Origin of the sequence: Brevibacterium ammoniilyticum, assembly GCF_038429965.1 — a bacterium.
Lineage (GTDB): Bacteria > Actinomycetota > Actinomycetes > Actinomycetales > Brevibacteriaceae > Brevibacterium > Brevibacterium ammoniilyticum.
On the sequence record NZ_BAABNP010000004.1, the window covers coordinates 258,476 to 283,968 of the forward strand.

General features: G+C 67.7%; 26 protein-coding genes and 2 tRNA genes. 16 read left to right on the forward strand and 12 right to left on the reverse strand.

The genetic code is table 11. From position 1 onward, the window contains the following. Nucleotides 1-108: 108 nt before the first annotated feature. Nucleotides 109-921 carry a siderophore-interacting protein gene (locus AAHA49_RS06805; RefSeq protein ID WP_342037720.1) on the forward strand — a complete coding sequence of 271 codons (813 nt, stop codon included), beginning with the start codon at nucleotides 109-111 and terminating at the stop codon, nucleotides 919-921. Between the two features lie 52 nt (nucleotides 922-973). Here AAHA49_RS06805 and AAHA49_RS06810 read toward each other — a convergent pair whose 3' ends face one another. The 3 genes from AAHA49_RS06810 to AAHA49_RS06820 form a co-directional block, all read right to left on the reverse strand. Beyond that, nucleotides 974-3,196 (reverse strand): choice-of-anchor I family protein, encoded by a 2,223-nt coding sequence (locus tag AAHA49_RS06810; protein WP_342037721.1) that lies wholly within the window; start codon nucleotides 3,194-3,196, stop codon nucleotides 974-976. A gap of 126 nt (nucleotides 3,197-3,322) precedes the next feature. Then, complete coding sequence (locus AAHA49_RS06815; protein WP_342037722.1) at nucleotides 3,323-4,288, reverse strand: dihydrodipicolinate synthase family protein; 966 nt, start codon at nucleotides 4,286-4,288, stop codon at nucleotides 3,323-3,325. After that, a complete protein-coding gene (locus AAHA49_RS06820; RefSeq protein WP_342037723.1) occupies nucleotides 4,285-5,211 on the reverse strand; it encodes a ribokinase in 927 nt (308 codons plus the stop codon). Before AAHA49_RS06820 ends, AAHA49_RS06815 begins: the two co-directional genes overlap by 4 nt. Nucleotides 5,212-5,346: 135 nt before the next feature. On the opposite strand from AAHA49_RS06820, the gene AAHA49_RS06825 reads away from it, so the two are divergent. Then, nucleotides 5,347-6,006: a DUF1345 domain-containing protein gene (locus AAHA49_RS06825; RefSeq protein ID WP_342037724.1), complete on the forward strand. Its 660-nt coding sequence runs from the start codon at nucleotides 5,347-5,349 to the stop codon at nucleotides 6,004-6,006. 99 nt (nucleotides 6,007-6,105) lie between these two features. Here the strand turns inward: AAHA49_RS06825 and AAHA49_RS06830 are convergent, their stop codons facing one another. Both AAHA49_RS06830 and AAHA49_RS06835 read right to left on the reverse strand, forming a co-directional pair. Further along, nucleotides 6,106-6,750, reverse strand: coding sequence for a hypothetical protein (locus AAHA49_RS06830; RefSeq protein ID WP_342037725.1), 645 nt, complete (start codon nucleotides 6,748-6,750; stop codon nucleotides 6,106-6,108). Nucleotides 6,751-6,919: 169 nt separating this feature from the next. Further along, nucleotides 6,920-7,381, reverse strand: a complete 462-nt coding sequence (locus AAHA49_RS06835; protein WP_342037726.1) for an Lrp/AsnC family transcriptional regulator — start codon at nucleotides 7,379-7,381, stop codon at nucleotides 6,920-6,922. A gap of 92 nt (nucleotides 7,382-7,473) precedes the next feature. Here AAHA49_RS06835 and AAHA49_RS06840 point away from each other — a divergent pair, with 92 nt between their 5' ends. The 5 genes from AAHA49_RS06840 (at nucleotide 7,474) to AAHA49_RS06860 (ending at nucleotide 10,704) form a co-directional block, all read left to right on the forward strand. Beyond that, the gene (locus tag AAHA49_RS06840) at nucleotides 7,474-7,908 is read left to right on the forward strand and encodes a rhodanese-like domain-containing protein (protein ID WP_342037727.1); all 435 of its coding nucleotides are present in this window, start codon (nucleotides 7,474-7,476) and stop codon (nucleotides 7,906-7,908) included. 104 nt (nucleotides 7,909-8,012) lie between these two features. Next, nucleotides 8,013-8,384 (forward strand): ArsR/SmtB family transcription factor, encoded by a 372-nt coding sequence (locus AAHA49_RS06845; protein ID WP_342037728.1) that lies wholly within the window; start codon nucleotides 8,013-8,015, stop codon nucleotides 8,382-8,384. Further along, nucleotides 8,381-8,845 (forward strand): SRPBCC domain-containing protein, encoded by a 465-nt coding sequence (locus AAHA49_RS06850; RefSeq protein WP_342037729.1) that lies wholly within the window; start codon nucleotides 8,381-8,383, stop codon nucleotides 8,843-8,845. Before AAHA49_RS06845 ends, AAHA49_RS06850 begins: the two co-directional genes overlap by 4 nt. Before the next feature lie 666 nt (nucleotides 8,846-9,511). After that, nucleotides 9,512-10,162 carry a DUF5343 domain-containing protein gene (locus AAHA49_RS06855; RefSeq protein ID WP_342037730.1) on the forward strand — a complete coding sequence of 217 codons (651 nt, stop codon included), beginning with the start codon at nucleotides 9,512-9,514 and terminating at the stop codon, nucleotides 10,160-10,162. Beyond that, nucleotides 10,159-10,704 carry a Swt1 family HEPN domain-containing protein gene (locus tag AAHA49_RS06860; protein ID WP_342037731.1) on the forward strand — a complete coding sequence of 182 codons (546 nt, stop codon included), beginning with the start codon at nucleotides 10,159-10,161 and terminating at the stop codon, nucleotides 10,702-10,704. The genes AAHA49_RS06855 and AAHA49_RS06860 overlap by 4 nt, the downstream gene beginning before the upstream one ends. Before the next feature lie 173 nt (nucleotides 10,705-10,877). Here the strand turns inward: AAHA49_RS06860 and AAHA49_RS06865 are convergent, their stop codons facing one another. Together AAHA49_RS06865 and AAHA49_RS06870 are read right to left on the reverse strand one after the other, a co-directional pair. Beyond that, nucleotides 10,878-11,612, reverse strand: a complete 735-nt coding sequence (locus tag AAHA49_RS06865; RefSeq protein ID WP_342037732.1) for an NYN domain-containing protein — start codon at nucleotides 11,610-11,612, stop codon at nucleotides 10,878-10,880. 183 nt (nucleotides 11,613-11,795) lie between these two features. Beyond that, nucleotides 11,796-11,868 (reverse strand) — tRNA-His (locus tag AAHA49_RS06870). Nucleotides 11,869-12,093: 225 nt separating this feature from the next. Here AAHA49_RS06870 and AAHA49_RS06875 point away from each other — a divergent pair. The 5 genes from AAHA49_RS06875 (at nucleotide 12,094) to AAHA49_RS06895 (ending at nucleotide 16,417) form a co-directional block, all read left to right on the forward strand. After that, nucleotides 12,094-13,764: a hypothetical protein gene (locus AAHA49_RS06875; protein ID WP_342037733.1), complete on the forward strand. Its 1,671-nt coding sequence runs from the start codon at nucleotides 12,094-12,096 to the stop codon at nucleotides 13,762-13,764. A 109-nt stretch (nucleotides 13,765-13,873) separates the two neighbouring features. After that, nucleotides 13,874-15,412: a hypothetical protein gene (locus tag AAHA49_RS06880; protein WP_342037734.1), complete on the forward strand. Its 1,539-nt coding sequence runs from the start codon at nucleotides 13,874-13,876 to the stop codon at nucleotides 15,410-15,412. 216 nt (nucleotides 15,413-15,628) lie between these two features. Further along, nucleotides 15,629-15,916 carry a DUF3618 domain-containing protein gene (locus tag AAHA49_RS06885; protein ID WP_342037735.1) on the forward strand — a complete coding sequence of 96 codons (288 nt, stop codon included), beginning with the start codon at nucleotides 15,629-15,631 and terminating at the stop codon, nucleotides 15,914-15,916. Then, on the forward strand, nucleotides 15,909-16,229 hold the full coding sequence (locus AAHA49_RS06890; protein WP_342037736.1) for a GroES family chaperonin: 321 nt from the start codon (nucleotides 15,909-15,911) through the stop codon (nucleotides 16,227-16,229). Before AAHA49_RS06885 ends, AAHA49_RS06890 begins: the two co-directional genes overlap by 8 nt. 115 nt (nucleotides 16,230-16,344) lie before the next feature. Next, nucleotides 16,345-16,417: transfer RNA gene (locus AAHA49_RS06895), tRNA-Lys, on the forward strand. Nucleotides 16,418-16,481: 64 nt separating this feature from the next. Here AAHA49_RS06895 and AAHA49_RS06900 read toward each other — a convergent pair. From AAHA49_RS06900 to AAHA49_RS06920, 5 genes are all read right to left on the reverse strand, one after another. After that, nucleotides 16,482-17,141 carry a FadR/GntR family transcriptional regulator gene (locus AAHA49_RS06900; protein ID WP_342037737.1) on the reverse strand — a complete coding sequence of 220 codons (660 nt, stop codon included), beginning with the start codon at nucleotides 17,139-17,141 and terminating at the stop codon, nucleotides 16,482-16,484. Between the two features lie 16 nt (nucleotides 17,142-17,157). After that, on the reverse strand, nucleotides 17,158-17,982 hold the full coding sequence (locus tag AAHA49_RS06905) for a fumarylacetoacetate hydrolase family protein (protein WP_342037738.1): 825 nt from the start codon (nucleotides 17,980-17,982) through the stop codon (nucleotides 17,158-17,160). Between the two features lie 74 nt (nucleotides 17,983-18,056). Beyond that, the gene (locus tag AAHA49_RS06910; RefSeq protein ID WP_342037739.1) at nucleotides 18,057-18,596 is read right to left on the reverse strand and encodes a DoxX family protein; all 540 of its coding nucleotides are present in this window, start codon (nucleotides 18,594-18,596) and stop codon (nucleotides 18,057-18,059) included. 22 nt (nucleotides 18,597-18,618) lie between these two features. Next, nucleotides 18,619-19,533 carry a VOC family protein gene (locus AAHA49_RS06915; protein ID WP_342037740.1) on the reverse strand — a complete coding sequence of 305 codons (915 nt, stop codon included), beginning with the start codon at nucleotides 19,531-19,533 and terminating at the stop codon, nucleotides 18,619-18,621. Between the two features lie 499 nt (nucleotides 19,534-20,032). Beyond that, nucleotides 20,033-20,671 carry a GntR family transcriptional regulator gene (locus AAHA49_RS06920; protein ID WP_342037741.1) on the reverse strand — a complete coding sequence of 213 codons (639 nt, stop codon included), beginning with the start codon at nucleotides 20,669-20,671 and terminating at the stop codon, nucleotides 20,033-20,035. Between the two features lie 260 nt (nucleotides 20,672-20,931). On the opposite strand from AAHA49_RS06920, the gene AAHA49_RS06925 reads away from it, so the two are divergent. From AAHA49_RS06925 to AAHA49_RS06940, 4 genes are read left to right on the forward strand one after another with little or no spacing between them, the layout of a single operon-like run. Beyond that, entirely contained in the window at nucleotides 20,932-22,212 is a 1,281-nt protein-coding gene (locus AAHA49_RS06925) for an NRAMP family divalent metal transporter (protein ID WP_342037742.1), read from the forward strand. Between the two features lies 1 nt (nucleotide 22,213). Beyond that, complete coding sequence (locus AAHA49_RS06930; RefSeq protein WP_342037743.1) at nucleotides 22,214-22,987, forward strand: LamB/YcsF family protein; 774 nt, start codon at nucleotides 22,214-22,216, stop codon at nucleotides 22,985-22,987. Then, complete coding sequence (locus tag AAHA49_RS06935) at nucleotides 22,984-23,820, forward strand: putative hydro-lyase (RefSeq protein ID WP_425286502.1); 837 nt, start codon at nucleotides 22,984-22,986, stop codon at nucleotides 23,818-23,820. Before AAHA49_RS06930 ends, AAHA49_RS06935 begins: the two co-directional genes overlap by 4 nt. Next, nucleotides 23,817-25,490: a 5-oxoprolinase subunit B/C family protein gene (locus AAHA49_RS06940; protein ID WP_342037744.1), complete on the forward strand. Its 1,674-nt coding sequence runs from the start codon at nucleotides 23,817-23,819 to the stop codon at nucleotides 25,488-25,490. The genes AAHA49_RS06935 and AAHA49_RS06940 overlap by 4 nt, the downstream gene beginning before the upstream one ends. Nucleotides 25,491-25,493: the final 3 nt, after the last annotated feature.

Genomic DNA, 25,493 nt, shown 5'->3' on the forward strand with positions numbered 1-25,493 from the left:
CTCGCGGGCCGGGCGGACTGCGCGGCCGGAGCGTTCGCGGAAGCAGCACCGAGAGTCCGAGCACGTTTGCTAAGGTGAACCTAACTCCTCGCGAACGAAAGGTCTCCGATGTCGACAGCCGCCCCTGAACGCACGAAGCGCCCCGACCGCCCGCAGGCGATCCTCACGGTCGTCTCGACCGAGACGATCACCCCGAACCTCATCCGGATCACCGCGGGAGGCGAGGGCTTCGACGCGATCAGGGACAACGAGTCGAGCGACAAGTACGTCAAGATCATGTTCGCCGATCCCGCCTTCGGGCTCGTCCCTCCCTACGACCTCGCCGCCCTGCGCGAGCACTCCCCCGAGATGCTGCCGCGCAATCGCACGTACACGGTGCGCGAGATGGATCGGGAGCAGAAGCAGCTGACGATCGACTTCGTCGTCCACGGCGATGAGGGCATTGCCGGCCCGTGGGCCAAGACGGCCGCCCCCGGTGACACCCTCGTGGCCATGGGTGCGGGAGGGGCCTACCGTCCCGAACCGGCAGCGCCGTGGCATCTGCTCATCGCCGACCACACGGCGCTTCCGGCGGTGAGTGCAGCAATTGAGGCAATGGAGGCGGACGCGGGCGGCCATGTCATCGCGAATGTCGCTCACGCCGAGGATCGTCTGCTTCCCGATGTACCGGCCGGTATCACCGTGACGTGGGTCGAGGACGACAAGGCGCTGATCGCCGCCGTCGCCGATCTCGACTGGCCGGAGGGCACACCGCAGGTCTTCGCCCACGGCGAGCGGGAGACGATCAAGGCGATCCGACGGATCCTCAAGGACCGTGAGGTTCCCCGCGAGTCCCTGTCGATCTCGGCCTATTGGGCGCGCGGGCGGGCCGAGGATCAGTTCCAGGCCGAGAAGCGCGAACCGATCGGGCAGATCGACTGACTCCTCCGCCCGTGGGGATGGTCGTCGACCGTCCCCACGGGCGTCAGTTTGCTCAGCGGCGCTTCGTCACGACGAAGGCGGTGACGCCGAGTCCGATGAGCAGCAGTGCGACAACTCCCATGAGGAGATACTGTCCGAGGTCGGCACCCGTGCGCGGAAGCGACCCGGCATTGCTGTCATCGGCCGTGTTGTCCGAGGAGTCAGCTGTGCTGCCTGCGGAGTCGGCCTTGCCGCCTGCGGAGTCGGCCTTCGCCTCGCCGGCCTTCGTATCCGCTCCGGCGTCCGTGCCCGTCGCACCGGCCCCGCCGTTCGCCGAGGCGGAACCGCCTCCCGCTCCCCCGTCGGTTCCGGCAGTCGCGTCGGTTCCGGCAGTCGCATCGGTTCCGGCAGTCGCATCGGACCCTGCCCCCGCCTCGGCGCCCGCATCCGCTGCAGCGCCCGCATTTGCGGCAGCGCCCGCATCCGAACCGGCACCCGAGTCGGACCCGGCACCCGCATCCGCTGCTGCTCCCGCATCGGAGCTGCCGCCCGCATCCGCGGCCGCGCCCGAGTCCGAGCCGCCGTCATCGGTGAGGTCGGAGACGGAGTAGATGCTCGTCGTCCCCGACACCTCGTTGCCGACGACGAGCGCAGCCTCGCCGGTCGGTGACTGCGCGGCCTCGAGGAACGTGATCCCCTCGGGACCGAGGTCGCCTGCGCTCGAGAGCAGACCGGCCGGATCCGCGGCCCCGTCGATCTGGTCCTCGACAGAGACGGAGAAGTCTCGGTTGTTGTAGTAGGTCGCGAAGGTCGGCTTCGCCGGGTCGGACAGGTCGTAGACGGCGATGCCGCCGATGCGCTCGAAGCCGACGAACGCGTACGTCGTCTCCCCCACCTGGCCGATCGTCAGCGCCTCGGGCTCGGGGCCCTTATCGTCGCTGCGGCCCTCGAGGTTGGATTCGGTGTGGTTGGAGTTGAAGAACTGCGGGATGGCCTTCGCGGTCATCTGCTCGAACTCATCACCGGAGTCGGCGACGAGCTTCCCGTCGGTCGTCCAGATCGAGAACGACCGGCCGCCGAACGCGTAGAGCTCCTGGTAGCAGCTGCCGTCGGCGCTGAGACCCAGGTCGGTGATGACGTTGAGGCGACCGAGCTGATCGTCGCCGAGCTTGTCGGCCAGCGGTGAAGTCGTGCACACCGGTGCCAGTCCGTCGCCGCCGAGGTCCTTGACCCTGGCCGCGTCGACGAAGTCGCCCCATTCGCGGGAGTCGCCTTCGTTCGCGGTGACGAGGTAGTCGGTGCCGCCTGCGGAGAACGTCGAGACGGTGTCGGGCATGTACGCGCCCTTGAGCCCCGGGTAGGTCGCGATGTTCACCGTCGGGGCGTCCTTCGGGTCACGGTCGGAGGCGTCGAGTCCGTTGCCGGCCGTGCCGTAGTCCTTGTATCCCAGCGGCATGATCCGTTCGACCTCGCCGGCGGCGATGTCGACGACGGCGATCGCATTGGCCTCCTGCAGGCTCGCGTAGGCCTTCCCGCCGGCGACCGTGATGTACTCGGGTTCGAGGTTCCGGGAGACCGGGAGATCCCCGTTGGGGTTGGGTCCGAACACGCGCACACCTTCGGGCAGGGTCTTCGACCCGCCGTCCTCGAAGTCCCGGAAGTCCGCGGTCCGCACATCCGCGGTCGAGGGGGCGGCCACCTCGGCGGGGAGGTCGACGATGCCCACCGAGCCTTCGGGATCGGTCGAGAAGTCATCGGCCGGTTCGCCCTCATTCGCCACCAGCGCCTGCTTGCCGTCGGGGGTGATCGTGACCATGTCCGGCAGGGATCCGACCCCGACCGATCCGAGCACCGTCGCCGAGGTGGTCCTCGCGTCGAAGAACATCAGCGACCCGGGTGCCGTCTTGTCTTCGTTCTCCAGGGCGATGACGCCGAGGCCGTCGTCGCGCACGGCGACCGAGTTCGCCGTCCCGGAGCCGGTGATCTCCCCGATCTTGACCGGCTTGGCCGGGTCCTTCGCGTCGATGATGTCGACGGTCGCGGCCTGCGCGTTGACGGTGAAGACGGTGTCGCCGTAGACGGCGGTGATCTCTGCGGCGGACTCGTCGAACTGACCGGTCTCATACGCGCCGAGGTAGCCGAGGGCGACCTGCGCATCCGGGGCTGAGGTGCTGATCGGCTCCGCCACCTCGGCCGCGGTGGCCGAAGTGGCACCGGTGACGGTGAGTCCGGCGCTCAGACCGGTGGTGAGGAGGAAGGCGGTGAGGGCGGCGGTGACTGTCTTCGATGTCGTCATCGGTTCTCCGAGTCGAGGCGGGCGCGGGTGAGTTGTGCCCGCAGTTCTCCATATATATGGAGTGAGGTGTCCCGGCTCGGAACCGGAGATGACGACTGCGTGAACGGGTGGCGGCGGGCCGGACGCTCAGTGCAGGCCGAGGGCGGCGATGAGCGCGGCGACCGTCTCCTTGCCTTCGGCGTCGAGCGGTGCCAGCGGGGCGGGCAGGCAGTGACCGGTGACGTGGCCGAGCTGTTCGGCGATCGCGGCACCCACCCGCAGGCTGCCGCCGTGGGCGGCGAAGAGGTCCCACAGCGGTTGGAGGTGGACTAAGAGTTCGCGGGCGCGTTCGGCCTCCCCGGACTGTGCGGCCCGAGTGATTGCAAGCATGGGCCCGGGCAGGGTGCCGCCGATCGCGGAGTACCACGCGTCGCAGCCGGCGATGAGTCCTTCGGCACCGTAGGCATCGACGGAGACGCCGACTGCCACCCTGCCGGAGGTGGCGGCCCGGATGGCGGCGACGCGAGCCCGCCAGTCCTCGGGGCTCATCGGCAGGCCGGGGATCTTGATCGCCGCGACCGTCTCGATCTCGGCGAGCCGGGCGTAGAGGTCGGTGGTGAAGGCGAAGTGGGTGGTGCCGGGGTTGTCGTAGACGATGAGGGGCAGTCCGCTCGCCGAGGCGACGGTGCGGAAGAGGGCGACGACCTCGTCGTCGGTGAGAGGGTGGTAGCTGACAGGGGCGAGCAGGAGGGCTGCGGCGCCGGCCGCCTCGGCAGAGGCGGCGTTGGCAAGGACGTCCCGCGTGCTCAGGGCGCCGATGCCGACGATGACGGGGATGCCGCCTGCACGGTCGACGGTGATCCGCGCGATCTCGGCGCGTTCGTCCGTGTGGAGATAGGGCCCGCAGCCGGTCGACCCGAGCGGGGCGATCGAATCGACGCCGGCGTTCACGAGGCGGTCGACGATTCCGGCGAAGGCGTCGGTGTCGAGGCTTCCGTCGCGGATCGGGGTGAGCGGGAAGGCGCTGAGGCCGGTGAGCGGGTCGGAACTCGGCGTGCCCGGGGTCGGCAGCGGCATGGGAACTGCCTCGCTGCAGGTCGCTGAGTCGGTCATCGGCGGGCTCCTGAATCAGGGTGGTCGTGGTCGGCGTCGGCGGGGTGGTCGGTGGCGGGGTGGTCGGTGCTGGTCTCGTCGGTGTCGGGCAGGAAATGGGCGAAGGCCGGGAAGGCCGGTCTCGCGCTCGGGTCGGTCACGGCGGCTGCGCCGACGGCGTTGGCGGCTCTCAGGGCGGTTTCGGCGCTCAGGCCTGCGCGCAGGCCGATCGTCAGTGCCGCACAGAAGGCGTCGCCGGCGCCGACGGTGCTCACGGGGGTCACGGTCTGCGCGGGGGCGACGGCGATCTGCTCGGCGCGTTCGTACAGGGCGGCACCCTGAGCGCCGTAGGTCACGGCGACCGCTCGGGCCTTGCGCAGCTGCGGGAGGGCTGCGAATTCGGATTCGTTGACGATGATGAGGTCGGCACGGTCGACCACCTCGGCGGGGAGAGGACGGGCAGGGGCGGCGTTGACGACGAAGAACCCGCGGACGGCGGCGGCGAGCGCGGTCACGGTCGCCAGCGGGATCTCGAGCTGGGTGAGCACGGTCTCGGTTGCGGGGAACTCATGGTCGGCGATGCTCACCTGGGCGTTCGCGCCTTCGCACACGGCGATCGTGTTCTCCCCGCGGGCGTCGACGGTGATGAGCGCGGTCCCGGTCTCCGCGTCCACCTCGGCGACCTGGTCGACGTCGACTCCTGCCTGCCGCAGGGCTTCGGTCATTTCGCGTCCCGCCGGGTCGGTGCCGACGGCGCCGATCATCCGAGTCCGCGCGCCGAGGCGGGCCGCAGCGGCCGCCTGGTTCGCGCCCTTGCCGCCGGGGCTGCGCAGAAGCCTGCCTCCGCCGACGGTCTCGCCGGGGACGGGCAGGCGGTCGGTGACCGCGGTGATGTCGGCGTTGATGCTGCCGACGACGGTGAGGGCGATGTCGAATCCGGGCACGCCTCACTCTAACGCGCGGGGGCTGGGGTGGGCGCGGAACGGGCGGGGCCGGGACGGAGCGGAGCCGGCGGGGGGCTCGGGAAGGAGCGCAACCGGCGGGGGCTGGTTCAGGGGCGGGTGACGTATATTCGGGCCATGGCTGAAGACTCGATCACGGTGGCGACCCGGCCGTCGAAGGGAATGTGGACGAGCGGTGCGGCACAGGTGCTCATTGTCATCACCTGCCTCATCTATCTCTTCACGGACGCGCTGTGGGCGCTGTTCCTCTGGGAGGCGGTGACGACGCTCTACCTCGTCGTCGGGTTCATCGTCGTCTGGAGGGACTCGCGTCCTGCCGCCGGTGACCGGGATGAGGCGAGGGTCGTCGTCAAGTGGCTGTGGGTTCCTCCGCTGCTCGCTGCGCTCGTGGGCATCAGTGCGGCGATCACGGCGATGGTCGCCCAGGGGACGGGTGAAGCCGGTTCGGATCAGACGCTGCTGCTCTACGCGGCGAGCGGGGGCATCATCCTCTCCTGGCTCATGCTCCACATTGCGTTCGCGGAGATCTATGAGGTCACCGAGGCGGCCAACGACGACCGCGAGCTGAGCTTCCCGACGACGACCTCACCGTCGAGGCTCGACTACCTCTACTTCGCGTACACGATCGGCACCTCGTTCGCGACCTCCGACGTCGAGGTCTGCGGGGTGCCGGCCCGCCGCATCGTCCTGCTCCACAGCATCGTCGCGTTCTTCTACAACGCGCTCGTCGTCGCCGTCGCCTTCCAGGTCCTCCAGAAGCTCGTCTCGCAGGGGTGAGGCGGGCGTCTCGCGGGGGCGGTTGAGCCGTGAGTGCAGGCCGAGGGGGAACCGCCGAATCGGCGGCTCCCCCTCGACCACTCATTCGCTGCCGGTCGCTCAGGACGCGGGAACTTCGAACTCTCCGCGGAACTCGGGGATCTTCTTGTCCTCGCCGAGGACCTTCGCCTCGGGGCGGACGTAGGAGCCATTGAGGGTGTCGGCGGTCTTGCTCACGTAGATCGGGACGTAGCCGGTGGCCTCTCCGTCACGGCGCGAAGCGGACTCGAAGTACGTGTAGCCGGCCTTCTTGACCTCCTCGTCGGCGGTCGAGGCGTAGTTGGCCTCCTCACCGGCGCTGTCGAGGTAGAAGTCGGCGGGGCTGATCGTGCCGCCGTAGTCCTTGCCGGGAACGACCTTGACCTCGAGGTAGACCATCTCGCCGTCCGGATTGTCGCTGGCCTCGTAGTACTCGGTGGGGTTGTTGCGGACGGCGGAGACGATGGTGACGACGTCGCCGGTCTCCTTGTCGGTGAACTCCTTGCCGACCTTGACCACGGTGCCCTCGCCCGCCGGGGCGGCTGCCGCGGTGGTCTCGGGCGCCTGGGTCTCCTCGGTGGTCATCGCCGCCGGTGAGTCCTCGGAGCTGCCGGCAGCCTCGTCGGAGCCGGCGGAGCCGCACGCCGAGAGGGTGAGCACGGCCGCGAGCCCGATGGCCGCGGTGTACGAGGCGACCCGAGCCGAGCGGAGTCCTGAGAGCGTCATGTTCGTCCTTTCCCATGCGGGGCCATCCTGTGTGCCCCGTCAACCGGACCAACATTATCCGCATCACTCCTGCTCAGAGGTGCCAGGGACGACAAATGACGTGTCAGATCGGGAACATCGCTCGCTCGGCCCGGCGGGCCGTTCAGCTCGGCCCGGCGGGCCGTCCAACTCAGGCCGGCGGCAGCACGGGGCGCGGTGGCAGCGGCGAGGAGTAGACGACACTGGTCGTCACGCTCCCGAGGGTGCCGATCCGTCCGCTGACCTGCTCGAGGTGGCGCATATCCGTGGCGACGACCTTCATGATGAAGCAGTCGTCGCCGGTGACGTGATGGGCTTCGATGACCTCCGGCTGCTTGCGCAGCAGCGCATGGAGCGGGTCGTAGTCGCTGCTCGGGTAGCGCAGGCGGAGGAACGCCATGATCGGGAAGCCGAGCGCTTCGGGGTCGACCTCCGCCCCGTAGCCGCTGATCACCCCCGATTCCTCGAGTCGTCGCACGCGTTCGGCGGTGGCCGAGTGACTCATCGTGATCCGGCGGGCGAGCTCGGCGACGCTGAGACGACCGTTGTCCTGGAGCACGGAGAGGATCGCCGTATCGACCTTGTCGAGAGCGATCGTGAGTTTCGCGGCCATGTGAACAGACTGCCACGAATCTCCCGCCGAGGCGAGATGATCACCGGATGTTCGGTCTGTCATCTGCTCCTTCGCCTCACTAGCATGCGGCCATGACCACTCACCACACCGAGGCGGCCGCCCACTTCGCGGCGAAGCTCGCCTGCGAAACCGACCCCTCCGACGTCCATGCTGACCAGCACCGGGGAGCGCGCTTCGTCCTCGTCGATTCCCGCGGCACCGCCGCATGGGAACAGGGACGCATCACGGGTGCCGTGCATATGCCCACGGCCGAAATCGCCGACCGAGCGCCTGCCGAGATCCCCCGCGACCTGCCGGTCGTCACCTACTGCTGGGGGCCGGGCTGCAACGGCGCGACCCGAGCCGCCCTCGAATTCGCGAAACTCGGATTCGCAGTCAGGGAGATGATCGGAGGCTTCGAGTACTGGGCACGCGAGGGACTGCCCATCGAGGACGACTCCGGGCCGAACACCCGCGCCCCCGACCCGCTGACCGCACCGCTGGGAGCGATCACGTGCGAGTGCTGAGAGCACCGCAGTGAGCCCGACCGACGACACTGTCGCACCCGAACCGAACGGTTACTCCGCAGCAACCGTTGCTTGCAAGCAACCGTTGCCGTAGAGTAACGGTTATGAGCAGTACTGGATCAGCCGAAGTCGTCTTCGACGCATTGGGCGAACCGATGCGGCGACGCATCGTGGAGGCGCTGCGCGAGCGACCGCTCCCCGTCGGTGAACTCGCCGACCGACTGCCGGTGGGTCGCCCCGGCGTGAGCAAGCACCTTCGGGTGCTCCAGAGCGCCGGTCTCGTCGAGCACCACAGCGTCGGCACCCGCAACCTCTACGCACTCGCCCCCGGCGGGCTCGACCTCGCCCAGCGGTGGCTTGTCGACATGTGGGATACAGCGCTGGGCGACTTCGCAGCCGAAACGGAACGAGTGATCGCAGAGCGCGAATCCGGCCACCAGGCGGAGAGCGATTCCGGCCCCCAGGAGGAGACATGAGCAGCCTGCCACCCATCCACCGCGAAATCGTCGTGCACGCCGATCCCGCCACCGCGTTCGCAGTCTTCACTGAGCGCATCGGCGCTTGGTGGCCGCTCGACTCACTGAGCATCTCCGGGACCGGTGCGACCGTCGCCTTCGTCGACGGTGTCCTCGTCGAGACCGCACCGGACGGCACGACCTCGCCCTGGGGCGAGGTGACCGAGTGGGTGCCGCCGAAGCGACTCGCCATCAACTGGCACCCCGGGCACGACCCCGAGCAGGCCAGCCAGGTTTCGGTCGAGTTCACTGCGGTCGGGGACCAGACCCTCGTGGTGCTCGAGCACGCAGGGTGGGAGCGGTTCGCAGACGCCGTGGCCGCGCGCCAGGAATACGACGCCGGTTGGCCCAAGGTCCTCAGCCGATACCAGGCAGCGGTGGGTGGGACGATTGCGCCCACCGCGGATTCGCCCGAGGTATGACAGAGCCCCCATGATCCTGCGATCATGGGGCCTCTCGTTCGGGGTGCCGCCGTGACACGTTCAGCACCATTCCCCAGAGGGAGCAGACCCTTGTCACCCGCTGGAAGCGTGGAGTCTACCGGGATCAGCGACGCGCTGCTGAACCCCGGATTTCTGACACCTGCGGCCCGTTAGTCCAGAGAATCGAGACGGCTCAAACACTTCTCAGCGCTGCCGGGATCGACAACTTGGTCGGCGACTACCTGGGAGGTGTGCGAGCGCCGATGACCTAGCGCAGCGGTACGGCATCCACCGCGCGGCGGTGTTCGCCCACCTGCGCCGCCGGAACACGCCCCGCCGCCGTCAGGGCTGGACATCGATGAGGGCGCTGAGGCGGTGCGGCTGTTCCGTGGAGGTATCGCGATGCGCACGATCTCTCCGCGGCTAAGGGCCGGACGGAAGGCTATTCGCGCTTGCCTGGTCGAAGCAGCCGTGATCAGCGCATCTGTAAAAAATGGCACGTCATCCACCTCGGCTTACTGTCCCCAGTCCTGCCTCAGCGCGCCAATCGCCGTTGTCGCGTCGAACCGCCCAACCGGCATCTAGGCGCGACGAGCAGCACTCAGAGAAATAACTCGCCAGCGTGGCTTACCGCATTCTGCTTGCGATCGGGCATAGCCTCACCCTATGGCAGTCCCAACGGCTTACCTGACAAGCACGAAGAACACCGCGAACATCTTCACGGCGATCCAAAAGGCTTCGGTGCCGCCCAACAGTTTCACTCACGAGTTCTTGAAGCAACTGGGGTTTCAGAGTTCAGGCGACCGTCCAATCATCCCCGTACTGAAGGCGATTGGGTTCCTGGACGAATCTGGAAGGCCAACTGAGCTGTATCGCTTGTACAAGGATCCGGCGCAGGCAAAGCGAGCGTTGGCGAAGGGGATTCGAACTGGATACGCGGATCTCTTTGCAATCGACAACGAGGCGCACAAGAGGTCAGGCAAGGATCTGGCCGGGATGTTCGCCCGGCTTTCCGACAAGGGCGACTCAGTCACCGCCAAGATGGGGTTGACCTTCAGTGCGCTCGCAGGCCTCGCGGATTTTAGCGGTGGTGTCGAACCTTCAGTCCGTATTGCCGAAAACGGCGGCGACTCAGGACAACTCGTCGAGAGCCACGTAGAAACTGGCGGAGGAGGGGACGGCCACCAAGAAGGCGTTGGTTCCGGTGCCGCCGGGACCTTTGCGCTCCGACACGATATTCATGTTCATCTACCCCTTTCGACCGACGTTGCGGTCTACGACGCGATCTTTAAGAGCCTTCGGGAGAACTTGATGTGACTGAGAACATTAGCCTCCAGGCATTCTTCTTCCGATCCATGGCGGTGAACCGTCAACTCAACGCTGAAGATCCCGGACCTACGCAACAGACGATCGACAGCTTTTCTCCTGATGCCCGCGACCAGGCTGGGGCCATGGGCAAAGTCTACGAACTGTTGTATTGCTTGGAGAACTCGATCCGCGAATTGGTGGAGTCCACGCTACGTGAGGCGTATGGACCCCAGGACTGGTGGATCAAGGGCGTGGACGAGATGATCCGCAAAGGCGCTGACAAGCGGGCTGCCGACGACGCGAAGGCACGTTGGCACAGTCCGCGCGGCAACTCTCAGTTGGCCTACGTGGACTTCCCTCAGTACGGCGAAATCATCCTCAGTCGTTGGGATCTCTTTGAGCCACTGCTCGGCGACCAAACATGGGTGACGGCATACTTTGCGGAGTTGAACCGCACACGCCGGGCATTGGCACATACTGGACGCTTAACCGGCGCAGATGTTGAACGAATGGACATCCGCGTCCGGGATTGGCTGAGGGTCGTCGGATAGTCACGCGCGCACTTGCCGAAGCAATGGGGCTCGAGTCGTGTCGTTCCACTGATTGCGCCGCGAGTCTACCGAAATCCGAAGAAGCCGGGCAATCAACTCTCCAAGACGAGAAAACCCGGCCCCTAAGGGGCCGGGTGGTATGCCTCCAGTGTATCAAGTACGCCGAGTGCTGACTACCACTCTTCGGGCTTGATGATACGCGGGCCGATGGTTCTTGGAAGCTGGTGTTCGTACCAGTCCGAGGGCTGCATCTGGTACCACCAGTGGTTGCCGACGCCGTCGGTATGCTCGCCGGCGAGCTTGCCCGCACGGTAACCCTTGGTGGGGTTGACGAGACCGATCGGCACTCGACCTCGTGCGAATGAGATGGGGTATGCCAGGTCGCTGTCGTTAGAGATCACCATGGCAGCGTCCACGGCCTCGGTGAGAATGTCGATGAGTAGGTGCGACGCGACGTTGACGTCCGAACCCTTCTCTTCCCGACGGGCGACTGACGCCATGAACCGTGCGTCGGGGACGTCATGTTCGGCACCATCTTGCACCATCAGCGGCCACTGAGGCCGGCTGATGATCGGCCTGCCATTCCTGCCAGAGGTCGCAAGTGGTGCCGTGGCGACCCGAGCCACGTAGTTGCCATAACTGATTCGCGTGACTGAGCCAGAGCGCTCCAACGCGCGAAGATAGACGTCCTGCTCCCGTTGGCCGACTGGGTTGCTGGCTCCGCTCACACGCGCCGTGCAGTAAGTAACATTTTCCACGATCGGGTCTTGCCAGCGGGAGTGTGCGGCGATCAGGTCGGATGCAAGCGCCTTCAGATCGAGCCAACGCCACCCTGGGGTCGATCGGCCACACAGGCCGCGACCGCCGTAGTACAGGTTGTACCCGTCGATGTAGACCCCGACTCTCATGGCTCAAATGCTAGCTATAGGGTCTGACATTTACTGGGCTCGAGAGGCAGGCAGTGCGCTGGAAGCATGGCGTGATGAACGATGCAACGGATGATCCAACGGCAGCGGTTGATCTCGTAGGAGTCAGAAAAGCGCAAAAAACTTAACCGGCCCCAGCATCGCAATGCTGGGGCCGGACTTCGGGGTGAGTAACGGGACTTGAACCCGCGACATCCGCGACCACAACGCGGCGCTCTACCAGCTGAGCTATACCCACCACACAGCCTGCACCGAAGCGCAGACAGCAAGATACATCGTAGCCTCCTGGCCCGCAGTCGGGCAAACCCACAGGCAGGCAGGTGCATAATGAGACGCAGATCTCCTGACGTGCAACGATTGCGTAGCGATGTATAACGGTTTCGGAAAATCGGTGGGAGGCCCCATCCTCATTCACTAGGATTGTCACCGCCCTGTCGTCGACCTCTTCAAGGACTCCCGGTACATGCCACGTGCGCTGATCTCTGTCTCCCAGGACGGGTACACCTACCTGTCCCTCAACGGGGCGACGAGTCGGTACTCGGATACCGGTCAGGCGATGACCTACCTCGGCGACTATGCCCGCGCCACCGAAACCCCCGTGTCGGTGACGATCGACGACGGCAGCCAGGGCGTCGAGGTCGAGCTCGACGCAGACGGCAGGATCGTCCCTGCTCAGAGCCTCCAGACCACCCCGGCTGCGGAACCGACGACAGCTCCAGGATCTACGCAGTCCCCCGAGCCGATTCCTGAGTCCACGGCCGATGGCAACCCCGGACCCACCTCGGCGAGCGAAGACGATTCAGCCGACGCGGACACCCTCCCCATCAATCCTGACACGACCTCCGCCGAGGCGGGGGCCGGCGGTGAGGACTATCCGCTCGGCACCCCGTACTCGGGTCCCGCGGCTCCCGCACCGCCGAAGCCGAAGCAGAAGGCCCCCCGCAAGCGGCCGCCGCGGACGAAGCAGCGCCGACTCGGCCGGCTCACGGTTCCCGGCCTCGTCCTCATCGGCATCGCCATCCTCATGATCGGCGCGTTCGTCGTCCCCAACATCGTCCCGACCAGCGCCCCCGAGACGCCGCAGACGATCAACTCCGGCCAGCAGCTCAACCCGTCCTCCGACCTCACCGTGGAGGCGACCGACGACGTCGTCCCGAGCTTCGAGAACACCCCGACCTGGGAGGCGAAGATCCCCGCCTCCGCCTCGGTGACGGCCTCGGACCGCGGAGTGCTCGTCGTCGACGGCAACGCCCTCCAGGTCCTCGATTCCACGACCGGCAAGGTCCGGTACTCGGGCACGGTCGAAGAGTCGCCGACGTTCGCCGTCGACACCCTCATCGCCGGCAGGCCCGCGCTGCTGTGGCAGGTCGGAGACACCGCGCAGGCCCTCTTCGACGGAGAGTCCGCGCCGCGCAGCTACAGTCTGCCGACGAACGCCCGGATCTCCTCGGCGGGCACGAGCGTGCTCATCAAGTCCGGTAACAAACTCGCGACATTCGGAGCCGACAGACTCATCGACGTGCCCACCCCGGACAGCGGGTCGACGCCGATGGCCGTGGAGAACGGCGAACTCTACAGCGCCGACTACGACGGCCCCGTCGTCGCGACGAACATCGAGTCGGGCGACCAGCGCAGCATCGACCTCGAATCCCCCGCCGACGACCTGCGGATCATCAAATGGATCTCCGCCGGGCACGGCAAAGTCATCGCCCTGTGGGGCGAGCAGGGGGCGTCGACGAACAGCGGCCACCGCATCCAGCTCGTCGTCCACTCCCTCGAGGACGGGTCGATCCTCTCGACGGTGACGACGACGACCGACATCGTCGGTGAGATGTCCTGGGTCCGCGGTCAGGGCGGGCAGCGCGCCTACATCGGCCCCTACCTCTTCGACCTGGAGACGGGTCTGCTGCTCGTCGACACGACGCGCGCGGACGTCAACCTCTCCGAACCGCGCGGCACGATCGTCCCGTGCACGATCGACAACGAGGCCGCGTGCCTGCTCGCCGGCCAGACCGCGTACCGCAGCGACACCCGCCTGCTCGCCGTCACCGGCGGCGGTGATCTGGCGATCGTCGATGGCGCCGATTCGACGATCCGGGCGTACGCGAAGCGGCCCGAGACCGCGAACGGCTGATCCGAGCTTTAACAGGAAACACGAAGCCACTATGATGGTGGCCGTCGCGCCCTGACGTCATGTCGCCTTGACGGGTGAGTGACCGGGAACCCCAGTCCGAAGGATCACAGTGCCGATCACCACACGAGAGTTCAGCCGCACCGCGGCCGCTTTCGGCACTGCGCTTGCCCTCCTGGCCGTCCCCCTCGCATCGTTTCCTGCCGTGGCCGCGCCGTCCCCGACTCCCACCGCCGAGGCGGCGGCTGACTCGGGTTCGTCGGCGGGCTCGTCGTCATCGGCCGGGTCCACCGCAGGATCGGCGGCGGACGGCTCGAACGCGGCGGACTCCTCAGCGAGTGCCGACGGGACATCCGCGAGCGACGGAACCACTGCGGCCGACGGAACCGGATCGAGCGGGGACGCCGACGGGGCTGAGTCTTCGGGAAACGCGGACAGCTCATTCAAGGGTGACGACGCGTGCAAGAGGCCCGAAGACGACAGCAGCGGCTCGCCCTGCGTTGCCGCCACCGTGCCGCTCGTGGCGGCATGGGACAAGAAGGCGAAGACCCTCAAACTGCCCACCCGACAACAGGACTCGTCTGCGGACGAGGTCAAGCAGAGTATGCCGCTCAGCTGGATCGGGCGAAGCTTCGAGGGACCCTCTGTGCAGTTCGGCGTGCCGGTGCAGGAGTCCGCTGAGACCGGCAGCGCGGACTCGACCGCGGGACCCGGCGATTCGGGCAGCGGTGATTCGGCGGATGCGACAGGGTCCGGTGCTGATGCGACGGGGTCGAACGGCGAGACCGATGACAGCGGCAACCCGATCGACGCACGCGCACCGGCGGCGCCCACGAACTTCTCCCTCAACAAGGATGGCTACGTCACCCTGCCCGGAGAGACCAAGGCGTTCACCTTCAGCGGCTTCACGACCAACCCGAATTGGAAGTTCAAAGTCGAGCAAGGAAGGATCACCGTCAAGGGCACGCCGTACACCGGTTCGGGCGGTTCGGATTCCGGCTCTGGAGGTTCGGGAGGTTCGTCCGGCGGCTCGAGTGGTGGCGGCAGTTCGTCGACCTCGGCCGATGCGAAGGCCCCCGGTGACGACGGGTCATCGAGTTCAGGATCGGGCTCCTCGGCGAATGCGGGGTCACGGGCCGACGGCTCGACGAGCCGCGGCGGCAGCGACGGCTCCTCCGAAGGCGGCTCGAACCCGTCGCCGACCGGTGACGACAGCGGCCGGGCCGGCTCCGGTGCCGATAACGGAGGCGCGGGCACCGGATCGGCCGATGGCGAACCCGACGACGGACGCACGACGGAAGCCCCGTCGACCGGCAACGGATCGAGCTCGGGCCGCAGCATCATCCCCGGCGACACCGGGGACCAATGGCTGCCCGGGGCGACCGGCGACGGCCCTCACCCGGACTACTCGGACCCGGTACCGCGCAACCCCGACTCCCCCACGCCCACCGACGACACCGACCTCATCACCGGCGGCGACCAGTCGATGCCGCGCGGAAACAATCAGGCGGCGACCTCGTTCGGCGAATCGATCGTCTCGACGCTCGCGAGCTCCTGGCCGGTGTTCGTCCTCGCCGCGTTCGGCATGGCCGCGGTCGGCTTCATCCTATTCCTCGTCGGTCGCCGCAGCAGGCGCGACGAGTCGGCCTGAGCGACGCTCCTGCTCCGCTGAGGAGATTCAGCGCCGCGGACGCCCTCGCTGCCCCGTGAGGTGCCGGTGCCGTTAATGCTGCGCGTGCCGCGTGAGTTCTCGACCTTCCGGGGCGCTGATCTGACAGTGCGAGAAGTCTGCGGCTAAGCTGGTCGCAAGGCCTGTGACTGCCGGTCACAGGCGGCACAGCACTCGCAACCCGGAGGACTCGCCCCGATGACTGACAACGTCTACACCTCAGATGTGACCGTCGACAATGCGACAGCGGCTCAGCTGTCGGAATCGATCCGCCTGCGCGAGGAGCGCCTCGCCGAGAGCATCGACGAACTGGTGGGACGCCTGCACCCGAAGGTCCTCCTCACCCGCGCGGTCAACAAGGCGAAGTCGACCGTCATCGACGAGGACGGCTCCCCCAAGGTCGAGGCCATCGCGCTCGGCACCGGTGCGGTGCTCGCTGTGGCTGCCCTCGTCGTCGGCTTCTCCGGTCGAGACCAGCGTGGCTGACTCCGCTCTTCCGATCCGCATGCTCCACGACCGGATCCTCATCGATCCGGGCGAGGAGGCCGGGGAACGCAAGTCCGCCGCCGGCATCGTCATTCCGGCGACGGCGTCAATGGGCAAACGGCTCGTCTGGGGCGAGGTCGTGGCGGCGGGTCCGCACGTCCGGCAGGCCAACCTCGGCGACACCGTCCTCTATGACCCTGAGGACCGCGCCGAGGTGGAGCTCGAGGGGCAGGCGTATGTGCTCCTGCGCGAACGCGACGTCCATGCGATCTCCGCGCCGGCCGAGCCGTCGAGTGCGGGCATGTACCTCTGAACTCCGGCCCTGACCTGCGACCTCAGTCACAAAATCGCAGAATCGGCCTTCTCGGTTTGCACGACGGGACAGCTCCTGAGTAATATTAATTCTCGTTGCACGGCAAGTGCGGCACGCGCCTCTAGCTCAATTGGCAGAGCAACTGACTCTTAATCAGTGGGTTCCGGGTTCAAGTCCCGGGGGGCGCACAGAATGAGAACCGCCGTTCGGATGATCCGGACGGCGGTTCTTCGCATTCCTCCCGGCCACGGTTCAGCGGTGCGCCTCCTCATGGAGCTCCATCGCCTCGGCGACCGCATCCGGGTCACCCGACTCGATCGCGGCGAGCAGCGCACGATGCCCCTCGATGCGGGTCTGCTTCTGGGCAGGTGTCTTGGCCAGGACGGACTCGGCGTGACCGGCGATATGGTCGAGCAGCCCGCGGCAGATCGAGGCGAGGACCTCATTGCCCGCGGCAGCGTAGATCGCCCGGTGGAAGTCCCAGATCGCGTGCGCGAACCCGAGCTCCTCCCCGGCCGATGCCTCGATCAGCGCCATCCTCTCGCGGAGTCGGACAAGATCGTCCTCGGACCGGTGGTGGGCGGCGTCGAGCACGACCACCGGTTCGAGGGCGTTCCTCACCACGGCCGACTGGGCCACGGACCGGACATCACCGCTGACCCGGATCATCGCCTGGCCGATGCGGACGAAGGGATCGGGTTCAGCGGAGAACACCCCGCCGCCGGGACCCGTGCGCATCGTGATGAGACCCTGCGTCTGAAGCATGCGCAGCGATTCGTTGAGGGTGCCGGGTGCCACCCCGATCTCCCTGCACAGACTCTGCTTCGTCCCCAGGTGCGTGTCGGGTCCGACCTTCTGCGACCGCTGCGCGATCAGCTCGGCCACCTCGACGGCTCGGGACCGTCCGCTCACCTGCACCGCTCCCGCCTCAGCCGTGTTCGACGATCTCGTTGCGCAGCTTCCCGATCGATTCGACTTCGACCTCGACGACATCGCCGGGGACCAGATACCTCGGCGGGGTGAGGCCGAGCCCCACTCCCCCGGGCGTGCCGGTCGCCACGACATCACCGGGCAGCATCGTCACGGTGTCGGTGATGTAGGCGATGAGGTCCTCGATCTTGAAGATGAGGTCGCGCGTATTGCCGTCCTGCATGACCTCACCGTTGACCGTCGTCCGCACCGACAGGTCGTCGACATCGCCGAGCTCCTCGGGACGATAGAGCTCCGGACCGATCGGCCCGGAGCGATCGGCGTTCTTCCCGAGCGTGAACTGGGTCGTCGCCAGCTGCTTCCGCCGCGCACTGATGTCGTTGAACGCCGTGTATCCGAGCACGTGGCTGCGCGCATTCTCCTTATCGGCCATCCACACCTCGTCCTTCATGACGAAGGCGAGCTCGACCTCCCAGTCGAGGCCCTCCTCGTTGGGCGGAACGGGAACCGTTGTGCCGTCGGTGACCAGCGTGGACTCCCAGCGGCCGAAGATCATGGGGAACTTCGGCAGATCCTGACCGGCGCCGCGCTTCGATTCCTCGGCATGGCTGTGATAGTTGATGCCCACGCAGAAGACCCTGGCGGTCTCGGGGACGAACGGGGCTTCCGTGAGTTCGGCGCGGGCGATCGGCGTCGCATCCTCGGCGGGAGCATCGACCTCCCCCGCATAGAACGCCTCGACGGTGCCGATGGGGTAGACATCGCCCCCGCGGACCTCGCCGATGTGACGGATCCCGTTGTCGAGATATCCGATGAGCGGCATATCAGCCTCCTGCTTCTGTTCGGTGTGTGTCTGCTGTCTGTGTCTGCTGTCTGTGCTGGCCTGCGGTGTGCCGTCTATGCCTCGGCTTCGGCCTTCGCCTCGCGGATCGCCCGTTTCGTGCGCAGGACCATGGGAACCGCGCCGAGGACGCCGACGAGGACGGCCACCGGCAGGATGACCGGGTAGAACCCGACGAGCTGCGGCATGAGCACCGAGTCGAGCGACAGTGCACCTTGGCCTGTGATCCCGAGCATAGCGACGACCGCGGCGATGAAGAAGGGGTATTCGCCGCCGCCCAGCGCATTCCAGAAGGTGCCGCTGAGGGCACTCAACGCCGACCCGGCGACGATCATCGTCGCGACCGCCAGGCACAGGCCGATCGGTGTGAGCAGGCCCAGCAGCAGGCTCACCGCCGCGATCAGCTCGAACACCGAGGCGACGCGGACCATGACATGCCCCGGCCGCTGCCCCAGCTTCTCGAAGAGTCCCGCCGTCGCAGCCGGCCCGGATCCCGAGAACCATCCGCACAGTTTCTGCGTCGAGTGGGCGAAGAGGATGAAGGCGAGGATCACGCGCAGTCCGGCGATCCCCCAGTCCATGGTCGTGAGTTCCATATCGATCACGTTCCCTTCCAACTCAGGCCGCAGCGTTCGATGCGGGTGCTAGCGCCGTGTTCTGCTCGACCCATTCGATCGGCGGTCGCGATCCCCAGAGGTCGACGAGCTTCCAATTCGAGAGGTTCTCGCCGGGATCGACGACCCGCGTCTCCGCGTAGATGTCGTCGATGACCTCCATCTCGGCGATGCATTCGATGAGGAAGTCCGAGGAGTTCGTGAAGTACATGAAGAGGTTGTCCCCGGCGCCGTGTCGGCCCGGCCCCCACATCAGGCGCCGTTCGTCGGGGATGAGCGAATCGGCGACGCCCCGGAAGTCCTGGAAGCTGTTGAACTCCCAGCTCGTGTGGTGCAGGCCTCCGACGTCGCTGGCCACGATCGCCACCGTGTGGTGGCGGCCATCGGCTCCGCGTAGCCACGCGATCTCATGACCGGTGCTGCGTTCGCTGAGAAGGAACCCGCACGAGAGGTTCATCTCGTGCGTCCAGCGCTCAGGGTCGGCGGCGGTGAAGTTGACGTGGTCGAGCCCTTTCGGACGCATGCCCGGACCGGTGTAGCGCAGGGCCCGGTCGCGGCGCATCGGAGTGTGGACCTCGAAGACGTGGCCCTCGGTGGTCACGAACGTCACCGACTTCTCGATCGCGTCCGACGACGGCGTCGTCGACAGCACCTCGAGTCCGCCTTCCCGGCAGCGTCGCCTGACCTCGTCGACCGCATCGGCGCTGACGGCTTCGAGACCGCACTGCGCGTGCCGGTTGCCGTCTGCCTGCTTGATGATGTATTCGGCATGGCGCTGATTCGAGGACATGAGGATCGTGCCGTCCTCGTCTCTGCCGACGACGCGCGCCCCGATCTTGTCGGCGGTGTCCTGCGCGAGCCCCTCCGGGTCCGCTGACTCCACCGTGACGTATCCCAGTCGCTGCACCAATGGTCTCATCGGGCCGCTCCTCTCCTCGGTCGGCACCCGGCTTCGCCTGCGAATCGCAGGATGCCGATCACTTCGCTGTGATCTCTGACACACCAATTAATAATATTCATTATAATCAATGTCAAGGGTGAAGAGGGCTCGGCGGGAGAGCTTGAGCCAGGGCACGGGCGAGACGGGGCAGCTGCTCGGGGCGCCGCTCGTCAGAAGTCCCGACGCGGTGGACAAGTTCGGCGCATGGGGACTTCTTGCGGCCTGGGCGCCGCCCGGGCGCAGTCACCCGGGCGCAGTCACCTCGGGGCGCCGCTTGTCAGAAGTCCCGAGGCGGTGAACAAGTGCGGGGCGCGGGGACTTCTTGCGGACCGGGAGCGGTCACCTCGGGGCGCCGCTCACCAGAAGTCCCGAGGCGCAGGACAAGTGCTGGGCGTGGGGACTTCTTGTGACCTGGCCGCAGCGACCCCGGGGTGCCGCCACAGCCGCCCCGGCTTCGATTCCCCTCGCGACCCGGGCGCTACCCTTGGCCTGCGCGGGCGTAGGCGCCGAGCACCTGCCGCTCGGAGTCGCCGAGGTAGTTGGCCAACAGCGCCGAGGCCGCCGCCGGACTGTCGCCGACGTAGGCGGAGTAGACCTCTTCGTTGCGTTCGACGAACGGGGCGTGGAGGAAGTCGAGGAGCTCGACCTTGAGGAAGGCCAGACGGAGTTCGGCGAGCACATTGCCGAAGGAGCGCATGAGACGCACGCTGTCGGACAGCGCGACGACCCCGTTGTGGAACTTCATGTTCGAGGTGCCCACCTGCAGCCAGTCCCCCGCCTCGGCGGCGGCCTTCGCCTCCTCGACGGCCCGCAGCATATCGGCGGCCCGGGGATGGTTCCTGGGCGCATGGGCGAGCACGGTGCACTCGATCGTCCGCCGCACCCGGTAGATGTCGATGACGTCGGCGGTGCTCGGCGAGGCGACGGAGACGCCGCGATTGGGGACATGATCGACGAGCCCCTGCTCCCCGAGGACCCTGAATGCCTCACGCAGGGTATTGCGGGAGACGTCGAACTCCTTGGCCAGCGCCGCCTCGGACAAACGGGTTCCGGGCGGGAGCTCTCCGGCGATGAGCCGATCAGTGAGCCGATTGACCAGGGACGATTCGTGATTCACATCTCCATCGTAGTGACCGCCGGCAGTCTCGACCACTCAGCACCCGACAGAGCGCCCTGTCATGTGAGGCAGACGGACCGAAGTTTCTGTGATCTGGGTCTATTCTTGTTGAACAATCAGTGCTAGATTGTTTACCAATTCTTCGGAAAGCGTGAAGCACGACACAGCCGTCGCCCATCGCCGCCTCCGCACAGAACACCGCCGCAGAACACTGCGGCACGCCACATCGAACACATCCGCGACACCTCATCGGAGAGCCCATGTCACAGACGCCCGTCACGCCGCCACCGGATCAGCCGACGGCACTCAACCCCGATGGCGCGAAGGCCGCCATCAGCCGCAGCGCGATCATCGGTGCGATCTTCCTCATGGCCACCTCGGCGATCGGGCCGGGATTCATCACGCAGACGGCCACGTTCACCGCGCAGATGGGCGCGGCCTTCGCCTTCGCGATCCTCGTCTCGATCCTCATCGACATCGCCATCCAGCTCAACATCTGGCGGATGATCACCTCCTCGGGCAAGCGCGCAGCCCAACTGGCGTCCTCGGCGGTGCCCGGTTCCGGCATCGTCCTCTCGATCCTCATCGTCGCCGGCGGCCTGGCCTTCAACATCGGCAACATCGCCGGCGGCGGGCTCGGACTCAACGCCCTCCTCGGCATCGACCCGAAGCTCGGCGGCCTGCTCACCGGCGTGCTCGCGATCGGGATCTTCCTCTTCAAGCGCGCCGGCAAGGTCGTCGACGCCGTCGTCCTCGTCCTCGGCATCGGGATGATCGTGCTCACCTGCATCGTCGCGATCGTCTCCCAGCCTCCCGTCGGCGAGGCCCTGCGCCAGTCGTTCCTGCCCGATTCGATCAACTTCGCGACCGTGACGACGATCGTCGGCGGCACCGTCGGCGGCTACATCACGTACTCCGGCGCCCACCGCTACCTCGCCTCGGGCAAGACCGGCCCGGAGAACGCTCCGGCCGTCATGCGCTCAGCCCTCTCGGGCATCGTCGTCACCGGCATCATGCGCTACGTCCTCTTCCTCGCGATCCTCGGCGTCGTCGCCTCCGGCGTCGTCCTCGACCTCGAGAGCCAGGTCGCCAACCCCGCAGGTCAGGCCTTCGCCGCCGTCCTCGGCGACGCCGGCATCCGCATCTTCGGCGCGATCTTCTGGGCTGCGGCACTGAGCTCGGTCATCGGCGCCGCCTACACCTCGGCGACCTTCCTCTCCGCCTTCTCGAAGAAGCTCGGCGGAGGCTGGCCGCTGCAGCTGGCCACCGTCGGCTTCATCGTCGTCTCCCTCGTCGTCTACCTCCTCGTCGGCACCGCACCGGCCACCCTGCTCGTCTTCGTCGGCGGCTTCAACGGCCTCATCCTGCCCATCGGTCTGACGATCTTCATGTACATCGGCTGGTTCCGCCCGAACCTGCTGCGCACGGACTCCTACCCCAAGTGGCTGCTCGTCATCGGTACGCTGGCTACACTGCTCACCTGGTACATGGCCGTCCAGTCGGTCGGCCCCATCTTCGCCATGATCGGAATCGGAGCCTGATATGACCGCGACCATCGACCTCAACTCCGACCTCGGGGAGAACGTCCCCGACCGCATCGTCAGCGACGACGAGGCGATGCTCGGCATCGTCACCAGCGCCAACGTCTCGTGCGGCTTCCATGCCGGATCCCCTGAGGGGATCAAGGCCACCGTCGCCGAGGCGACCGACCGGGGCGTCGTCATCGGCGCCCACCCCGGCTACGACGACTACGAGGGCTTCGGTCGCCGTGCCCTCGACGTTCCCGCGGCCACCCTGCAGGCCCAGGTCGAGTACCAGATCGGTGCCCTCATCGGCCTGACGACGGCCGTCGGCGGGTCGGTCGCCTACGTCAAACCCCACGGCGGGCTCTACAACGCGATCGTCCACGACGAAGCGCAGGCGAAGGTCGTCGCCGCCGCCGTCAGGGCGCTCGACCCGAGCCTCGTGTTCCTCGGTCTCGCCGGCAGCGTCGCCAACCGGGTCGCCGCCGAGGCGGGTCTGACCGTGGCCGCCGAAGCCTTCGCCGACCGTGCCTACACCCCCGACGGTTCGCTGGTCTCCCGGTCCGAGGAGGGCGCGGTCCTCCACGATCCGGCGCTCGTCGCCGCCCGCGTGGTCCGCCTCGTCGAGACCGGGGAGATCGAGGCGATCGACGGGTCGACGATCAGGGTCGACGCCCAGTCGATCTGCTTCCACGGCGATTCGCAGGGCTCGATCGAGATGGCCCAGGCCTCCCGTGACGTCCTCGAGGGGGCGGGCGTGGTCATCGCCCCGTTCGTCGGGGCCGGCCGATGACGACGGGCACCGACGGCGCCGAGGGGGCAGCCAACCCCTCGGCGCACGGGGCCCGCACCGACCCCGCCTCGGCAGGCTTCGCCGCACGCGAACTCATTCGGCACGGCTTCACCGGCCCCACCTCGGGGATGGCGCCGGGACTCGTCCAGGCGAATCTCATCGCGGTGCCCGCCGATTGGGCCTTCGACGTCCTCCTCTTCGCCCAGCGCAATCCGAAGCCGTGCCCGATCATCGACGTCCTCGAACCCGGACAGGTCGAATCGGCCCTCGCCCCGGGCAGCGATCTGCGCACCGACATCCCCGGCTACCGGGTGTGGAGAGACGGGGTGCTCGCCGCGGAGGTCGACGACGCGACCGAAGCGTGGACCGATGACCTCGTCGCCTTCCTCATCGGCTGCAGCTTCACCTTCGAAGCCGGCCTCACCGAAGCGGGCATCCCGATCCGCCACCAGGACGCCGGACGGAACGTGTCCATGTACCGCACGAGCCTGCCCTGCCGACCGGCCGGTCGGGTGCGCGGTGACATGGTCGTCTCGATGCGTCCGGTCCCGGCCCACCAGGTCGCCGAGGCGGTGCGCATCACCGACCGCTTCCCCGCCGTCCACGGCGCCCCCGTCCACATCGGCGCCCCCGAGGCCATCGGCATCACCGACCTGGGCTCCCCCGACTTCGGCGACGCCCCCGTCATCGAGCACGGCGACATCCCCGTGTTCTGGGCCTGCGGCGTCACCCCGCAGGTCGCGATCGCCGAATCCGCGCCGCCGTTCGCGATCACCCACTCCCCCGGTCGGATGTTCATCACCGACGCACCCGAAAGCGACTACCGCCAGTGACCGCCTTCCGCACAGCCTCCCGGCAGCACCTCCTCATCGACTGCGCCGACCTCACCGAGACGATGCGCCTCCACCACAGCCTCGAGACGGCTGCCCTGCCCGGAGTCCTCGAGCTCGTGCCCGCCGCCCGCACCGTGCTCGTCCGCTTCGACCCGGCCCGCACTTCGGCGCGCGAGCTCGAATCCGCGATCACCGGTCTCGACCTCGCATCCGGGGCGAGCGGAGACGAGCGCAGTGTGAGCATCGACGTCGTCTACGACGGGGAGGACCTCGCCGAGGTGGCCGACCTCCTGGGCGTCTCCTCCGCCGAGGTGATCGCCCGCCACCAGCGCGCCCGCTGGCAGGTCGCATTCTCCGGGTTCGCACCCGGCTTCGGCTATCTCGCCGGCGACGACCCGCTCTTCGACGTGCCCCGTCGGTCAAGCCCGCGCACGCGCGTACCCGTCGGGTCCGTGGCCCTGGCCGGAGAATTCACCGGCGTCTATCCGCGCAGCTCCCCCGGCGGGTGGCAGCTCATCGGGCGCACCGACGCCGTGCTGTGGGACCTCGACCGGGACCCGCCGGCCCTCTTCGTCCCGGGCACGATCGTGACGTTCAAAGACGCCGGACGCGAGACCGTGCGCGCGGCCGAGCGGACGAACGCGACTGACCAGGTCGCCGGGGACACCGTTGCGGCCGCCGGGGAGGCCACGGCGGCTGACGGGCAGGGTGAAGCGGAACCGCAGGCGCACGATTCCGCGGCGGCCGCCTCGGCGAGCATCACCGTCGTCCAGCCGGGACTCCAGCTCCTCATCGAGGACCTCGGACGGCCCGGGTTCGCGTCGATGGGGGTCTCCGGGGCGGGGGCCGCCGACCGGGGCGCGCTCCTGGCCGCGAACCGTCTCGTCGGCAACGCCGAGGGGGCCGCCTGCCTGGAGAGCTTCGGCGGCGGGGTCGTCCTCGACATCACCGGTGACGGGGTCGCCGCGGTCACGGGAGCCGAGGGCCCGATCACGGTAACCTCTGCCGCAGGAACGGTCTTCCGGCCTCACCTCGGCGAAGCGTTCTCCCTCGTTCACGGGGACCGGATCGAACTCGGTGCGGTGACAAGCGGGGTGCGCCGGTACCTCGCGATCCGCGGCGGCATCGCCGCCCCGACCGCGCTCGGCAGCGCATCGGCCGATACGCTCGGCCACCTCGGACCGGCGGCGCTCACGGCCGGGGACACCATCGGACTCAACGACCCGAGGACGGCACCGCACCTGGTCGATCCCGGGCCCCGCCTCGGCGAGGATCAGACCCTGCCGGCACCAGGGGATCTCGTCGAGCTCACGGTCACGCTGGGACCGCGCGATGACTGGTTCACCGCCGCCGGCATCGAGACCCTGCTCAGCCAGGAGTGGACGGTCACCTACGAATCCGATCGGGTCGGGCTGCGACTGAGCGGCGACGTGCCGCTCGAACGGGCACGGTCGGGCGAGCTGCCGAGCGAGGGCGCGGTCACCGGCGCCCTGCAGGTGCCGCCGAACGGTCAGCCGGTCCTCTTCGGTCCCGACCATCCGCTCACCGGCGGCTATCCGATCATCGGCAGCGTCGAGGACACCGACCTCGCCGCCCAACTCGCCCCGGGAGTGCGCATCCGCTTCCGGGTCTCCGCCCCCGACACCTCTGCCACCACCGACGAAAGCTGAACC